Source organism: Flavobacterium solisilvae (assembly GCF_012911605.1).
GTDB classification, from domain to species: Bacteria; Bacteroidota; Bacteroidia; order Flavobacteriales; family Flavobacteriaceae; genus Flavobacterium; species Flavobacterium solisilvae.
The window spans coordinates 208,940-224,495 of sequence record NZ_JAAMPT010000206.1; the positions used below are offsets into that span (position 1 = coordinate 208,940).

At 31.2% G+C, this 15,556-nt stretch carries 14 protein-coding genes; all 14 read right to left on the reverse strand.

Going from position 1 to position 15,556, the window contains the following annotated elements; all coding sequences use genetic code 11:
- Window positions 1-22 precede the first annotated feature (22 nt).
- Window positions 23-1,963, reverse strand: a complete 1,941-nt coding sequence (locus G6042_RS08670) for a polysaccharide biosynthesis protein (protein ID WP_169523929.1) — start codon at window positions 1,961-1,963, stop codon at window positions 23-25.
- Between the two features lie 53 nt (window positions 1,964-2,016).
- On the reverse strand, window positions 2,017-3,153 hold the full coding sequence (locus G6042_RS08675) for a DegT/DnrJ/EryC1/StrS family aminotransferase (protein WP_169523930.1): 1,137 nt from the start codon (window positions 3,151-3,153) through the stop codon (window positions 2,017-2,019).
- Entirely contained in the window at window positions 3,153-3,800 is a 648-nt protein-coding gene (locus G6042_RS08680) for an acetyltransferase (protein WP_169523932.1), read from the reverse strand. The genes G6042_RS08675 and G6042_RS08680 overlap by 1 nt, the downstream gene beginning before the upstream one ends.
- A gap of 9 nt (window positions 3,801-3,809) precedes the next feature.
- Window positions 3,810-4,412 (reverse strand): sugar transferase, encoded by a 603-nt coding sequence (locus G6042_RS08685; RefSeq protein ID WP_169523934.1) that lies wholly within the window; start codon window positions 4,410-4,412, stop codon window positions 3,810-3,812.
- Complete coding sequence (locus tag G6042_RS08690; RefSeq protein WP_235933248.1) at window positions 4,405-5,580, reverse strand: glycosyltransferase family 4 protein; 1,176 nt, start codon at window positions 5,578-5,580, stop codon at window positions 4,405-4,407. The genes G6042_RS08685 and G6042_RS08690 overlap by 8 nt, the downstream gene beginning before the upstream one ends.
- Window positions 5,567-6,610, reverse strand: a complete 1,044-nt coding sequence (locus tag G6042_RS08695) for an ATP-grasp domain-containing protein (RefSeq protein WP_169523937.1) — start codon at window positions 6,608-6,610, stop codon at window positions 5,567-5,569. Before G6042_RS08695 ends, G6042_RS08690 begins: the two co-directional genes overlap by 14 nt.
- Window positions 6,607-7,740: a CapA family protein gene (locus tag G6042_RS08700; RefSeq protein WP_169523939.1), complete on the reverse strand. Its 1,134-nt coding sequence runs from the start codon at window positions 7,738-7,740 to the stop codon at window positions 6,607-6,609. The genes G6042_RS08695 and G6042_RS08700 overlap by 4 nt, the downstream gene beginning before the upstream one ends.
- Before the next feature lie 18 nt (window positions 7,741-7,758).
- Window positions 7,759-9,003 (reverse strand): EpsG family protein, encoded by a 1,245-nt coding sequence (locus G6042_RS08705; protein WP_169523941.1) that lies wholly within the window; start codon window positions 9,001-9,003, stop codon window positions 7,759-7,761.
- Window positions 9,004-9,007: 4 nt separating this feature from the next.
- Window positions 9,008-10,294: a glycosyltransferase family protein gene (locus tag G6042_RS08710; protein WP_169523944.1), complete on the reverse strand. Its 1,287-nt coding sequence runs from the start codon at window positions 10,292-10,294 to the stop codon at window positions 9,008-9,010.
- Between the two features lie 12 nt (window positions 10,295-10,306).
- A complete protein-coding gene (locus G6042_RS08715; protein ID WP_169523946.1) occupies window positions 10,307-11,629 on the reverse strand; it encodes an oligosaccharide flippase family protein in 1,323 nt (440 codons plus the stop codon).
- Complete coding sequence (gene wecB, locus G6042_RS08720; protein WP_169523948.1) at window positions 11,622-12,749, reverse strand: non-hydrolyzing UDP-N-acetylglucosamine 2-epimerase; 1,128 nt, start codon at window positions 12,747-12,749, stop codon at window positions 11,622-11,624. Before wecB ends, G6042_RS08715 begins: the two co-directional genes overlap by 8 nt.
- On the reverse strand, window positions 12,746-12,931 hold the full coding sequence (locus G6042_RS08725) for a hypothetical protein (protein WP_169523950.1): 186 nt from the start codon (window positions 12,929-12,931) through the stop codon (window positions 12,746-12,748). The genes wecB and G6042_RS08725 overlap by 4 nt, the downstream gene beginning before the upstream one ends.
- Window positions 12,932-13,100: 169 nt before the next feature.
- Window positions 13,101-14,237, reverse strand: a complete 1,137-nt coding sequence (locus tag G6042_RS08730) for a DegT/DnrJ/EryC1/StrS family aminotransferase (RefSeq protein ID WP_169523952.1) — start codon at window positions 14,235-14,237, stop codon at window positions 13,101-13,103.
- Between the two features lie 89 nt (window positions 14,238-14,326).
- Complete coding sequence (locus tag G6042_RS08735; RefSeq protein ID WP_169523954.1) at window positions 14,327-14,839, reverse strand: ArsR family transcriptional regulator; 513 nt, start codon at window positions 14,837-14,839, stop codon at window positions 14,327-14,329.
- Window positions 14,840-15,556 lie beyond the last annotated feature (717 nt).

The window sequence follows — 15,556 nt, forward strand, 5'->3', positions numbered from 1 at the left end:
AGATAGAGTATATTTGCAAAGGTTAAAGAATTCTTTGAGTGTCTAAAATTTCAAACTCAGAATTCATACTTTTAAATTCGGGTACAATTTTTTTCATCATACCAACAATCTCTTCATTACTAGCCGATTTAGAAATAATCAATAATTCTTCCACAAATGCACTGATGGTATCAAAACTACCAATTCGTTCATGCCCAATCGTGATTTTTTCATTATGAGTTGGCAAGGTTTTACCTGTATCATTTAATAATTCTTCATATAACTTTTCGCCCGGACGAAGACCAATGATTTTAATCTTAATATCTACATCAGGTATAAAGCCTGCTAATCGGATCATTTTATTAGCTAAATCAACAATTTTAACTGGTTTTCCCATATCAAAAATATAGATTTCACCTCCATTACCCATAGCACCAGCTTCCAAAACTAGTTGACAAGCTTCTGGAATAGTCATAAAATAACGGATAATCTCTGGATGTGTAATTGTGATTGGTCCACCTTCTTGAATTTGCTTGGTAAACAACGGAACGATTGAACCATTAGAACCCAAAACGTTACCAAAACGTGTCGTTATAAACTTAGTCTTATTGGTCGTTTGTTGCATATACGATTGCACATACTTTTCAGCAATTCGTTTACTGGCACCCATTACACTACTTGGATTTACCGCTTTATCAGTAGAAACCATTACAAATTTTTCTACACCATATTGACTGGATAAATCGGCTAAATTTTTAGTTCCAGCAACATTGGTAAATATAGCTTGCGCAGGATTTTCCTCCATCAAAGGAACGTGTTTGTAGGCTGCCGCATGATACACAAAATGAGGTTGAAAGGTTTGAAAAACCTTTTCAAGAACCGCATAATCCTTAATATCAGCGATAACGGTTTTAATATCAATATTTGTTGAAATAGCCGCTATTTCCAAATTCAAACTATGCAAAGGTGTTTCGGCTTGATCCAAAATCACCAACTGACTCGGTTCATAATTAATAATTTGTCTAACTATTTCACTACCTATAGAACCTGCACCGCCTGTAATTAAAACGGTCTTATTTTTTATTTGATAGGAAATCGTCTTGGTATCTAAAACAATTGGCTTTCGTTCCAATAAATCTTCAATATCAAAATTCTTTAATTGATTGGATATTTGCTTTTGATCTTCCCAGTCGGTAATTAGTGGAACAGTATAAACTTTAAAATTATATTCGATACATTCTTCAACTAGAGCAACAGTTTCTTCTTTAGTCAAACTTTTTTCGGCTATAATCAAGGCTTCTGCTCCAAGGCTTCGCAAAAGAACATGAACGCTTTTAGTTTGATTCACTATAGGTAAATCGAGTATACTTTTGGAAGCTTTAACGCGATTGAATTTATCCAAGAAAGCTACCAGTTTGAATCGGGATGGTTTTTCGGTTTTCAATGCATTAGCAACCGAAATAGCATTAGCATCGGCACCATAAATTACCGCTTTTATTAACTTACTGCTATCACTTTTTTGGATGTAAATTTCAAATAAATTTTTTACTAATATTCGAAACAAAAATAGGGATACAAAAGAAATGATGTAATTGATAAACAATCCTGTGGATAAAAACAAAAGTTTCGTTTCAAATACAAAAGCAAAAAAATAATTGGCTAAAAATAAAGTGGCATAAGAACAAGTCGTTGCTATCAATAATTTTACGCCGTCAATAAAAGTAGAATGTCTAATAATTCCGGCATAGGTTCTAAAAAAGATAAAACTCAATCCATGAATAAACAAAATCAGCAACGCACTGATTGGCTTTTCAAAAAAAGCATTGTGCGATAAATTATTAACAATAAAATAAGTCACCGCCACCGAAATAGCTACTAGAGTTACATCAATAGTAAAAATAATCCAACGAGGTAAATAGCCTATATTTTGGAATTTATTGTTAAAAAAAGTGGCTCTAAGTTTTGGGGTAGTATTCTTACTCATATACTATTTTTATGAGGTTCAAAATTAAGATATTTTTAACACCAAAAGTATTATTAACCAAAAAATCGATTAAAAACGGCTAAAATTCGCTCTCTGTCAGAATTTACTAAGTTAGAACCTGATGGCAAACATAGTCCATTTTTAAAAAGATGCTCAGAAACTGTTCCGCCATAGTAGTCATATTTTTCAAACACAGGTTGCAAATGCATGGGTTTCCATAGCGGTCGAGACTCAATGTTCTCTGCTTCCAATGCCAATCGCAAATCTTCTGCTGTTTTACCTAAGACAGTAGCATCCAAAACAATACAAGACAACCAATGGTTAGAATAGACACTATCATTTGGTTCATGAAAAACGCTAACACCTTCAATTGTTTCAAAATAATCCAAATAAAATTGGTGCATTGCTCTTCTATAACCAATATGCTGTTCTAAAACCTGCATTTGCCCACGACCAATGCCTGCAGAAATATTACTCAATCGGTAATTATAACCTATTTCAGAATGCTGATAATGAGGTGCATTATCTCTAGCTTGTGTGGCTAAAAAAACGGTTTTTTCTTTTATTTCTTTAGAATTGGTTACCAAAGCGCCACCACCAGAAGTGGTTATTATTTTATTTCCATTGAACGATAAAATACCGATATCACCAAACGTACCACATTTTTGACCATTATACGTACTTCCCAAAGCTTCCGCACTATCTTCTAGAATTGGGATTTGATATTTATTGGCAATTGTCCTGATTTCATTTACTTTAAAAGGCATGCCATATAAATGTACCGCAATAATAGCTTTCGGTTTAGTGCCTTTTTTTAGTTGCCCTAGAATAGCTTCTTCCAAAGCAATCGGACAAATATTCCAAGTTTCAGGTTCGCTATCTACAAAAACAGGAATCGCACCTACATAGCGAATAGGATTTGCTGAAGCCGAAAAAGTAAAACTCTGGCAAATAACTACATCGTTGGGTTTAATATCCAACAAAACCAATCCCAAATGAATGGCTGCCGTTCCCGAACTCAAAGCAGCTACATGAGAAGTATTCCCTAAAAAAGTTTCTAAATCGTTTTCAAATCCAGTAACGTTGGGACCAAGTGGCGCAACCCAATTGGTATCAAACGCTTCGTTAACAAACTGTTGTTCGTTTCCACCCATATGTGGTGAGGAAAGCCATATTTTTGGTTTAGTCATTAATTGTGAAATTTAATTGGTTTTGCAGGAATACCGACTGCTGTACAATATTCTGGTAAACTTTTAGAAACTACTGCTCCAGCCCCTACAATTGTTGAAGTTCCAATGGTTAATTGATTAATGATTTTTGCACCTGTACCAACATAAACTTTTTCATAAATATGGACTTCGCCAGAAATATTTACCGAAGGCATAAATGAAGAAAAATCATCAATTATTGTATCATGACCAACAGTACACATTAAGTTCAAAGTAACAAAACTTCCTATTCTTATATTACAAGTAATAATTGTACCAGCACAAATTATACATCCATTTGAAATTGTTACATCATCATCTGAAATTTGAACTGAAGGATGAATAAGAGTTGGAAAATCTAAGTTATCATTTGACAAAAAACTAATAATTTTACTTTTTGTAATAGGATCGCCAATCCCTATAAGCACTGAAACTTTTTCATTAATAGCATTCAAATCCGACAAGTTACCTAAAACAGAAAAATTGTTAATCTTCGTACCCTTTTCAATTCCATCATCATAATAACCTAAAAAAACATACGTCTCTTTTTCTCTATTTATTGCATCTATAATAGTTTTCACTTCACGACCAAAGCCTCCCGCTCCAATAATTACAATGTTTTTCTTCATAATCCTAATTTATTCTCCATTAAACGGTTCAATTGTTGCTGCATTTGCTGCATTTATTCCTTCACTTTTCACTACTTTTTGAATGGTTTTTAGTAAAATTTTACAATCAAGCCCAAAACTAATATTATCCACATACCAAACATCATATTCAAATTTTTTATCCCATGAAATAGCATTTCTGCCATTAACCTGTGCCCAACCCGTAATGCCTGGTTTTACTTCGTGGCGACGATTTTGAAAATCATTATACAAATGCAAATAATGTGTCAATAATGGTCGTGGTCCAATGAGCGACATATCGCCTTTAATAACATTCAGAAGTTGTGGAATTTCGTCCAAAGAAGTTTTTCTAACAAAACTTCCTACGGCAGTTAATCGTTCTGCATCAGGTAACAACTGTCCATTGTCGTCCTTTTTATCATTCATCGTTTTAAACTTAACAATACTAAATATTTTGCCATTTTTACCTGGTCGTTTTTGAATAAAAAATGGTTTTCCTTGATTGGCAAAAAATAAGCAAATGGTTATGATAAGGAATATCGGACTTACAATTAAAAAGCCGATTAATGCTAGAACGAAATCTAGTATAGGTTTGATAATGGATTTATACATTATATCCTTTCTCTTTTAACAATGTATTGTATTCATTTAACAAAGCATTCCAAACAACTGATTGCTCATAGCGACTAACAATCATTGATCGAGAATTTTGTTTCAGTTTTTCATACAAAACTTCATCTTCTTTTAGCTTAATCATAGCCAATTTTAAACTATCTTCATCCTTAACTGGAATTATGATCCCATTTTCGTTTTGAACAATAATCTCATTACATCCATTAATATCTGAAACAATACTTGGCAACTCCATAGCCCCAGCTTGCATGACTACGTTAGGAAAACCTTCTCTATAACTAGGAAAAACCAAACAATTACTAATTGCTAAATAAGGACGAACATCGTTTTGAAAACCAACAGAAATAATATTTGCATTGGATTTTATTTCCTCCAATGTATTTGGCAATAACGGATCTAAATCAGATTCTTGAGAACCTACTAGCAATAACTTATTATTTAGAGTTTGAAGTATAGAAAATGCTGAAACTAATTCGTTGATACCTTTATCTCTTACTAATCTTCCAACAAAAACAAAAACAAAATCAATTTCGGCTATATTTAAGTCTATTCGTAATTGTTTTTTTTGCTCATCAGTAATTTTAGAAAGAGAAAAGTAATTAGTATTTATTCCGTTGGAAGATCCATTTCCAATAATTTTCAATTTCTCTTCTGATGTATATCTATTCTCTATAATAAAATCGAATAATCCTTTAGAGTTTGGATAAACTTTAGTAGCATAACTATATGTTTTTTTTTCTACAAAATCTAATATTACTCGTTTAATCCCTTTTGCTTCCATCAAAGGCAAACCCGCTACCGTATGCAAACGAATGGGTACTTTAGCTAATTTAGCTCCTAACATTCCAATAATTCCAGCTTTAGGGGTATGTGAATGCACAATTAATGGCTTTTCTCTTTTACATAAATTATAAAAATTCCAAAGTGTAATTAAATCTTTAACAAGAGAAATAGTTCTTGTCATTTCGACTGATATAGTTCGGATATTTTCTTCTTGTTCAACATCTTGCAGTTCCTGTCCACTCGAAGAAACACCAATAACTTCAAAACCATTTTCAGACATAAAACGATGCTGTCCCTTTAGTAAAATCTTAAGCGACATTGGAACGGTTGTAATACGAATGAGTTTTGGTTTAATAGGATTCATCCAACATACTTTTTAGTATCTCATAAGGAACATTCATCGGTTCATCATACCATTTACCATTTCTGTCAAAATATCCATTAGCATCTAAAAGTGCTTGATGAGAAAAACCATAACTTATCTCAATAATTATACTTTTTTCCGTTTTTAAGTTCACCACATAATCATATCCCATACATAAAAAACCTAAATCATCAGAAGTTTTAAATGCTGAATCAATTATATCTTTAGTTACTTTATTTCTATCATAAAACAAATCTCCTCCTCCAGATGCTCTGAATTCTCCTTCACGAATATTTCTCCCTATGAATGATAATTTATCTCCCACAACAACAACTTTTAAATCATATCCTTCATTCGGTATAAATTCCTGTAAATAGACATAACCTCTCTCAATATTGAATTTCTTTGCATTTGATAATGACCTTAAAAATTCAGGAATTCTTTTTGCACGATTTATTAATGTTTTTAAACTTTTGGAAGATTTAATATTAGAGGAGGCTTTATATAATAAACTTGGTGCACTGCTAATTCCCGATGTAAACATTTTCTTGGCATACGATAAAAGCTCCTCTTTTGATTTTATCATTTTTACATTATGAGAACCCGAACCATTTCTCAATTTTGCAATGATTGGAAAAGATAAATTATTAGTTTTAATGTCCGTTTCTAAACTTAACATATCATAATAGTAAAATGATTTAGGAATTGGTGCTTTTATACTTTCCAAAAGATAAGTTTCTGCCAATTTATCATCAAAATGCCAGGCATCTTTGAAAGAAGGAAAGACTTTTTTGCCTTGTTCTTCCAGCGTAAACAAAATATTTTTTGCCATCAGCATATCCTTAAAAGAATAGTTACTATAATGCCACAAAATAATATCAAAATCTAACAATTCCTTAATAACTTCTATTCTATAAGGATTTATTATTTCATAGCTGAAATTATTTTCTTTGCAATATTCTACCCAAGCTAAACTCCAATTGGTTGAATGTAACTTTTCATTTTTATCAAACAGAATTGCTATTCTCATTTCTCTAATATCTTTTTTAGAATTTCACTATGTGCTTCGCATCTTGTAAGATTAAGGGCTAATATATTATGCTTACTTTTAAGCAAATAAACAGGTAATATTCCTTTCATAAATAAAGCTCTCAACAGGAAATTTTTAATATACAAACTCGGCAAATAAAATCTTTCTTGGGTTTTAATATATTTTTTCCACTCCTCAAAAAAAACTTTATCATTTACTATTTTATCACTTAAATTATTAACTTTTTCTAAAAAATCTTCTTTTTCTTTATTTTCTAATAAAACAAATGCACTGTTATTTTCACGACCTTGTAAATGAGGAATTAATTCTATGGTAAAATTATCATCTTTATTATTTAAAGATAATATTACACTCATTCCTTCTGTCCATATTCCCTTTTGATATTTCTTTTTATAATCAAAAATAAAATTCCCCAAACTATAAATAATCGGTTTTTTATTATGATATTCAAAACCACTAACACAATGTGTATGATGAGCAACAATAGCATCAACACCGCTGTCTATAAAATATCGGAATCGTTTTCTTTGTTCCGGAGTGGGTAATTGGTAATGTTCTCTACCTCCGTGATATATTAGTATAATTTTATTTACTTTACTCTTTAGTTCCTTTATAACTCTAGTATTCTCTATAAAATCAAACGTATTTGCTCCTGGCATAGTATCTGTAGCTGCACAAAATTCATTTTCAGCAATATTGATAAAACCAATTTTTATTCCTTGAATTTCTGTTACAAAAGGTTTAGATGCCTCAACACTATTTTTACCTGCACCTACTACATCAAATCCATTTTTTTTAGCAACCTCAATCGTATCCACAACACCCTGTCCTGAATAGTCCTGAATGTGGTTATTCGCAAGTGTCAATAAATTAAATCCTGCAAACTGTAATGCTTTTAATGAATTTAGGTTTTCAGTTTTTATACAAGGTCCGGTTTTATCAATCTTTATTTCAGATTTTGTTATTGGACACTCAAAATTAATAATTGAAAAATCACATTTTTGAATTACTTTTTCAAACCCATTAAAAAGTTCATCATATTTCTCTTCTTGCAAATATTTATCCGTTCTGCCAATAGGACAATAATCTCCCGCTATAAGTATTTTCATAACCTAATACTAAATAAATTACACATAAAAATCAATTCCCTCTATAATAATCCAGAATACATTTCCATACCAAAAAGTGGGGGTTAAAATCATTAAAGGCAACATACCATTAATAAAAGCAATATTAAAAGCAAATACAGGTAATGACCATAAGATTAAGTTTTGATAACTTTTTGTTTTATAAATTGCATAAAATTTCACCAAAAGCACAAATAAAAACAAATGGGCTATATCAAAGAAACGACTTCCTGAAGGAACTGATGATGCTAAAAACGCAAAAGCATAAAAAAATAATACAAAAGCAAAAAGATTGGTATATATTGTTTTGTCTCCTTTCATTCTTTTAATCAATCTATTCAAAAACAAAACAGCCACAAAAACATAGATTTTGATTCCATAGTCAAAATACTGCTGTACATTCAAAAATAAAGAAGTTTCTTTTCTACCTTCTACTAAATTAGCTATTTCTTCACTGTTAACATAATCGATTCTTTCGACTACTTCTCCTGATAACATATAAGATGTCAGAAAAGTTAAATTAATAGAATTAGTTTTTAAAACCCAAGAAAATCCAAATGCTATAATAAACATATATAGTAATATCGGATTCACTCTTTTACTATTATATAACATAGGGTGTACAAATCTATATAATATCAAAACTGGCATAATAAGCATAAAACCATAATGAAACAAAGGAGCAACCATTATCCCTATAATCCACCTTGTTTTCTTTAGAATTATACAGTTGTAAACAGCATAAAACAAGACTAATGCTCCTGTCCAAAAGCGAAAACCATTGATATTTGCTAAAGAAATATATGTAAAGAAAACCAATGCTAACACAAAAGTATATTTATCCCATTTGTTTCCCTGTTCTTTTACAAAAATACGTAAGTTGAGATAACTGAAAACACCATAGACCAGTCCTGCAAAAGCATACATTACTTTCGGATTGTCAGAAAAAATAGATGTAAAATAAAAAAGTAGTAATTGGTATGTGTCTCTCAATTCTCCATTTCGATACATCTTTACAATTGTATCATAATCCAACGTATTGTCGAATCGGGCAAAAGCCTCTGCATAACGATACGAATCTGCCGAAGAGTCAGAAAATGAAATCGCATAGCCAAACAACGTCGCAAAAGCAACATATACAAAAGCACTCGTTTTTGATTTAATATCAAATAACGAAGTTAAAAATCCTGCTATTGGCAAGAGAAAAAAAAGAGGAAATCCAGATCCTGCGATTTTTTTATTCATTCTTTTATATTATTTCTTCCAACAACCTAATTTGGTACTCCCAAGTAAAGGATTCTAAATTTTCATTAGGCATAAGTTGATTAAAACCCCTTTGTTTATATTTCAAAAGTAAATCTTTAAAAATAGCATAACTTTCTTCTACGTTAAAATCCAAGGTATTAAAATTATATCCTAAATTCTTTTCCTGAATAATCTGCGATGATTCCGAAATTATTGGGGCAAAATTAACGATTGGTCGTTTTGCTGCAATATACTCAAATAATTTGATAGGAATGGTCTGATAATGCGATTTAATATTAGCAACAATCAGCCATAAAAAAGTGGTTTTACACATATACTGCAATACTTCCGTTCTTGGGAGATTTCCTAAAAAATCAACACAACAATACGATTTATAATCCCTCATTACCTGTTTTTGTTCTTCATCAATATTTCCTGCAATTTGTATCTGCACTTCGTCTTTAGTAAGTAGATTATCCTCAAATGCTTTATCCAAAAGTTGCATTAAGGGCAAAGGCGACCGTAATCCGTTATAAAAAGTTCCCGCATAAAAAAAAGTCAATTTATCATTATCTGAATACTTGGGACTGTCAATGAAATCAGACCTGTCAAAACCATTATAACTACAATGCATCTTATCCCAGTGTTGTGGATAGAATTTCTGATATGCTTTTTGCATAGTTTTAGTTACAAAACTTATACTTGTAGCTTCCTTAATAATCGAATATTCAAGTCGCTTATGTAAAAATGCTTTTATCCCTGTTTTATTTACCCATCCATCAACATAATAAAAATCACTAAAATCAGCAATCCATTTAATCCTATCACTACGTCTTTTAACATAGCGTGCTATACGATGATTATTAATCATTGGAGAAAGAGAGAGTACTACATCAGTGTGCTTAAGTAATTCTTTATTCTTTTTTAAGTAGCCTTTTACTTTTGGATACCAAAACATCCCTCTATCAGGAAACACTAGCTTTTGAGCAAAATCAAAAATACTTTTTTTGATACTAGCCATAAAGCTTCCTTTTTTGATATTAACACTATTATTACTTACATTTTTTTTACTACTTCCGATATAGCTATTAATTTTGATTACAGAAACATTATCCAAAGTTGGATTAAAACATTTATTAAATCCAAGATACGACATAGGATTCTTACAGGTAATAACAGTTATATTATACTTTGATTTATCTAAATATTTTGCAAGAGCATAAGGTCTTTGAGCAGCAGGGACATTTAAAGGAGGGTACGAATATGAAATTATCAGAATGTTTTTTTTCATTATATGGTAGATTTAAGTTAATAAATTAAGTTTATTTTTTTTGAATTTCATAATCCATACAAGATAACTATATTGGATAATTGTATGAGATATATATGAAATTAAATATGAGTAACATAGTCCAATAACCCCTTCCTTACGCAAAATAAGATAATAATAAGATAACAATAGAATTATTACACCCCATAACATATTAAATATAAACCCCAACCACATTTTGTCTAAACTTGCTATTGCTTGTCCTACAACATTATTAATAGCAATTAAAATAGTTGTCACAAGCATTATAGTCATTGGCAAAACTGCATTCCTATATTCATCTCCATAAAAACTTAATATAAAGGGGATAAAAGCAATAACTATCATTACGATTATAAATGCTACAACAAAATTAAGTAAAATGTTTTTCTTTAAAATTTGAAAATAATTTTCATTTTTCGCAGTAGCTAACATAGGTAAGGCTATTTGGCATAGTGCAACAGGTATAAATAATACCGTAGTTCTCCACTGCATTGCAATATCAAATATTGCCATTTGTTCATAACCTTTGGGCAAACTAACTAGAAATTTATTAGTCAACCAAGTAACAGGACTAACCATCAATCCTGAAAGAACCGCAGGAATACTAAACTTCCATATAATATTTATTTCTTTAAAATTTTGTTTACTAAAAATACGAAATTGATACTCTTTATTGGTAATTTTGTTAATTGAAAAGTAATTTAAAATATATAAAATAAAAAAATTAACTCCAAACCCTATAATTATACCATCTAAACCATAAATCTTCGCTCCAATAATTTGGCAAAATAAAGAAATAACTGATGCTATAATACTATTTATTGCTATAATCTTAAATTTTTCAAAGCCTGATAAAATACCTTTCTGTACACCATTAAGGGCTGTAAAAAAAAGTAATATACCTGCTATTTTAAGTTCATAATCCAAATGTGGTGCATTTATTTGATATGACAATGATTTTGAAAAAACTAAAAAGATAATCAAAACAAAAACACTTATTAAAACAGAAAAAACATTAGAAAGACCTATAATTCTTGATGTTTTTTGTTTATCTTCATTTTTATATTGTGCTATATATTTTGTTGCAGTCAGTCCCAATCCCAATCCTGCAAAAACTGAAAACATATTGATGGTTGATTTTATAATTCCAAATTCACCATAAACCTGTTTAGGTACAAAGTCAGTAATTAAAACTGTTGCTATCAATAATAGAATATTTGATAAAAAAGAACCTAATAAAATCCAAAAACCAGAATTTATAATATTTTTATTGATATCGGATATATTTTTAAATTTATCTATCAATTTACTCATTTAATTTTAGTATAAATTTCAAAATCCTATCACAAGCTTTCCCATCTCCATAGGGATTGTGTAATTCACTCATTAATTGATATTTGTCAGTATCTACTAATAAACTATTAGCTTCTGAAACAATTTTTTCTTTGTCCGTGCTTACCAAAATAACAGTTCCTGCCTCTACTGCTTCAGGTCTTTCCGTTGTATCTCTCATAACCAAAACGGGTTTACCTAAACTTGGTGCTTCTTCCTGAACTCCTCCTGAATCTGTAATGATTATATAAGATTCATTCATCAACCACACGAACGCAGGATAAGCCAATGGTGCGATTAGATTAATATTTCCTATTCCTGAAAGAATCTCACGTACTGGCTTCTGCACATTAGGATTGAGATGAACAGGATAAATAATTTGTACATCAGAATGAGAAAGTGCAATCTCTTTCAATGCTTCACAAATATTAATAAACCCTTGACCGTGATTTTCTCTTCTATGTCCTGTAACAAGAATAAGTTTCTTATCAGAATCCACAATCTCTTTCAACTGCTGAATTTCTATGCTTTTTAGATGTTTTACTCTCTCTGTACTATCTAACAATGCGTCAATAACGGTATTACCTGTAACTAGAATAGTATTTGCATCTACATTTTCTTTCAATAAATTTTCTTTTGACTGAATAGTAGGTGTAAAATGATAGTCTGCAATACGTCCTGCTACCTGACGGTTTATCTCTTCTGGAAATGGAGAGTGCTTATTATTCGTTCTTAAACCTGCTTCCACATGACACACTTTAGCTCCAGAATAAAATGCTGCAATACTTGCTGCCATCGTAGTCGTTGTATCTCCGTGAACATATACATAATCAGGATGAAATTCTTCCAAAACAGATTTCATTTCAACTATAATATCCGCTGTGAGCGTGTAAAGACTCTGATTAGGTTTCATTAAATTCAAATCAAAGTCTGGTTTAATATCAAAAAACTCCAATACTTGGTCAAGCATTTCACGGTGTTGTGCTGTTACACAAACTTTGGTTTGAAATTCTTTATATTTTTTAAATTCCTTCACCAATGGAGCCATTTTTATTGCTTCAGGTCTTGTTCCGAAAATGATTAAATGTTTTGTTTTTATCATTTTATTTTTTTAGAAACATTTTTTATTTTTTGCGATAGCCTTTGTTCATACATAATTCCAAAATCACTTGGCATTAATAAGTGATCTAAAATAATTGAGCCTACAAAAGAAACATCTTTTACTAAAAAGTAATCGATGAATACCCAAACCATTCCCGAAAAAGCTTCTTTTTTCAGCTGCATTATTCTATAAATATATACTTGTCTTAAAAATTATTCTTACTATCTGTTTTTCCTCCAAACATTCCTTTATCTCGTTTTTTTTAAACTTTCATAAGCTCTTTTTTTATTAAACCAAGTATTTTTTTACATATAAATTATCGAGTTGCGAACCCTGATAGCACAAGTTTTGCTATTGAACTGATTTAAACAAATTCACCATTTCAATCACTCGTAATACTTCTTTATTAGTCATTACTGAACTAATAGGCAAACTCAAGACTTCTTCGTGAATAACATTGGTAATTGGAAAATCAAGGTAATTCATTTCGGCATAAGCCAATTGTTTATTCGGTGGAATTGGATAATGAATTAAGGTTTCTATTCTTTTTTCGGTTAAATAATTTTGTAATACATCACGCTTTTTGCAACGAACCACAAACAAATGCCAAACATGTTCTTTATTTTTTAAAACCGTTAATTCTTTAGAAACTGGAAGTGGTAAAAGAATATTTGGGTTTTTAATTTCAGCTAAATAACGTTCTGCGATAGTTCTGCGATACTCGTTTTCAGCATCAAGATATTTCAATTTCACATCCAAAATTGTGGCTTGAATTTCATCTAATCGACTATTTAACCCTTGATATTCATTAACATATTTTGTTTTACTGCCATAATTTCCCAAAACTCGAACTTGCTCTGCTAATTCATCATCATTAGTAGTAACAGCTCCAGCATCGCCCATGGCACCTAAATTCTTGGTTGGATAAAAACTAAAACCCGCAGCATCGCCAAGATTCCCTGTTTTAACGCCTTTCCATTCAGCACCAATAGCTTGTGCATTATCTTCAATAATTTTTAGATTGTATTTTTGGGCAAGAGAAACCAATTTTTCACTCCAACAAACTTGTCCATAAAGATGAACAACGAGTATCGCTTTTGTTTTTTCAGTAATGGCTTGTTCTATTTTATCAATATCCAAATTGAAGCTATCAATTGTTGGCTCAACCAAAATAGGTTTCAAATGATTATCAGTAACCGCTAAAACCGAAGCAATATAAGTATTGGCAGGAACAATAACTTCGTCTCCAACTGCCATAACATTCATATTGATATAAGCTTTAAAAATTAATCGTAAAGCGTCTAAACCGTTAGCAACTCCAACCACATGCTTGCATTGGATATAATGCGCTAAGTTGCACTCAAAAGTTGCGGTCTTTTCGCCTTTTAAATACCAACCAGAATCAATGACATTTGCCATAACATGTTTCAGTTCATCAGCATACTGTGCGTTGATTTTTTGGAGATCTAAAAATTTTATTTCTTTCATTGATAAAAAAAAGGTCTTTTTTTTCCACGGCTTCGCTTGGTCAGTCACAGTAGTGCAACCAACAAAACAAAAAAACAAGCTCTAAAAAATTACTTTTGGTCTTGTTCAAAAACTAACAATCCACTTTCATCGTGCTGATTCGTCAGGTAAAACACAACTTCGCGCTGGATTTCCTGTTGCAATCTATCAGACAAATGTGAAATGTACTGTTCATTTAAATCGTTCCCTTCCAAAACTACTTCAATCTTACCGCTATCAATACCATTAACATAATCACCGATAAGAAAAACACGACTAACCGTTCCCATTTTTTCCAATACCATTTCAACAATAGTATCAAGCCCGATATATTTTCGAACTATTTTTTGCAATAAAATAAAAAAGGGATTGTGTTGATTCGCCTTATAGGTAATCTTCTGATGGGCTTCAGTTCTAATCAAATAACCAGCATCCGTAAGGTTATTCAACTCCTTTCGGATAGCATTAGTAGACTCACGCATTTCGGATGCCAAACCTCTAAGATAACCCTCATTAGCAACGTTTATAAAAAACTTTACCAACAAACGCAACCTTGTTTTAGAAGTAATGATGTTCTCTAGCATCGGGAAAACGATTAAGCGAGTAACAAAGGTACTCTTTAAATTGATAGTACCAATAATTTTTCAAAAAAATCGATGAAAGCAACATCACAAAAAATCAAAAGCAATTTCATTAAAGAAAAAATGCATAAATCCACTCAATCCGCAGCAAAAAATAACCTTAATTTCCTTAACTCTCTATATGGTTCAAAAAGAAACGAGCAAAGCGAGTAAATCCGTAAAATCTGTATAATCCGTGGCAAAAAAACCACGAGCAAAGCGAATACATCCATGAAATCAACCAAACCATTTCGTGCCAATTCGTAAAATTTGTATCAACACCACAAACTTAACTACTCTTAACTCTCTACATGGTACAAAAAGAAACGAGCAAAGCGAGTAAATCCGTAAAATCTGTACAATCCGTGGCAAAAACCAACGAGCAAAGCGAGTACATCCATGAAATCAACCAAACCATTTCGTGCCAATTCGTGAAATTTGTGTCAAAATCACAAACTTAACTACTCCTAACTCTCTACATGGTTCAAAAAGAAACGAGCAAAGCGAGTAAATCCGTAAAATCTGTACAATCCGTGGCAAAAAACAACGAGCAAAGCGAGTACATCCATGAAATCAACCAAACCATTTCGTGCCAATTCGTAAAATTTGTGTCAACATCACAAACTTAACTACTCTTAACTCTCTACATGGTTCAAAAAGAAACGAGCAAAGCGAGTAAAT

Bases quoted from the DNA above. Each gene is read 5' to 3' on its own strand.
- G6042_RS08670 (WP_169523929.1), bottom strand. From the start codon at position 1,963: ATGAGTAAGAATACTACCCCAAAACTTAGAGCCACTTTTTTTAACAAT.
- G6042_RS08675 (WP_169523930.1), bottom strand. From the start codon at position 3,153: ATGACTAAACCAAAAATATGGCTTTCCTCACCACATATGGGTGGAAAC.
- G6042_RS08680 (WP_169523932.1), bottom strand. From the start codon at position 3,800: ATGAAGAAAAACATTGTAATTATTGGAGCGGGAGGCTTTGGTCGTGAA.
- G6042_RS08685 (WP_169523934.1), bottom strand. From the start codon at position 4,412: ATGTATAAATCCATTATCAAACCTATACTAGATTTCGTTCTAGCATTA.
- G6042_RS08690 (WP_235933248.1), bottom strand. From the start codon at position 5,580: ATGAATCCTATTAAACCAAAACTCATTCGTATTACAACCGTTCCAATG.
- G6042_RS08695 (WP_169523937.1), bottom strand. From the start codon at position 6,610: ATGAGAATAGCAATTCTGTTTGATAAAAATGAAAAGTTACATTCAACC.
- G6042_RS08700 (WP_169523939.1), bottom strand. From the start codon at position 7,740: ATGAAAATACTTATAGCGGGAGATTATTGTCCTATTGGCAGAACGGAT.
- G6042_RS08705 (WP_169523941.1), bottom strand. From the start codon at position 9,003: ATGAATAAAAAAATCGCAGGATCTGGATTTCCTCTTTTTTTTCTCTTG.
- G6042_RS08710 (WP_169523944.1), bottom strand. From the start codon at position 10,294: ATGAAAAAAAACATTCTGATAATTTCATATTCGTACCCTCCTTTAAAT.
- G6042_RS08715 (WP_169523946.1), bottom strand. From the start codon at position 11,629: ATGAGTAAATTGATAGATAAATTTAAAAATATATCCGATATCAATAAA.
- wecB (WP_169523948.1), bottom strand. From the start codon at position 12,749: ATGATAAAAACAAAACATTTAATCATTTTCGGAACAAGACCTGAAGCA.
- G6042_RS08725 (WP_169523950.1), bottom strand. From the start codon at position 12,931: ATGCAGCTGAAAAAAGAAGCTTTTTCGGGAATGGTTTGGGTATTCATC.
- G6042_RS08730 (WP_169523952.1), bottom strand. From the start codon at position 14,237: ATGAAAGAAATAAAATTTTTAGATCTCCAAAAAATCAACGCACAGTAT.
- G6042_RS08735 (WP_169523954.1), bottom strand. From the start codon at position 14,839: ATGCTAGAGAACATCATTACTTCTAAAACAAGGTTGCGTTTGTTGGTA.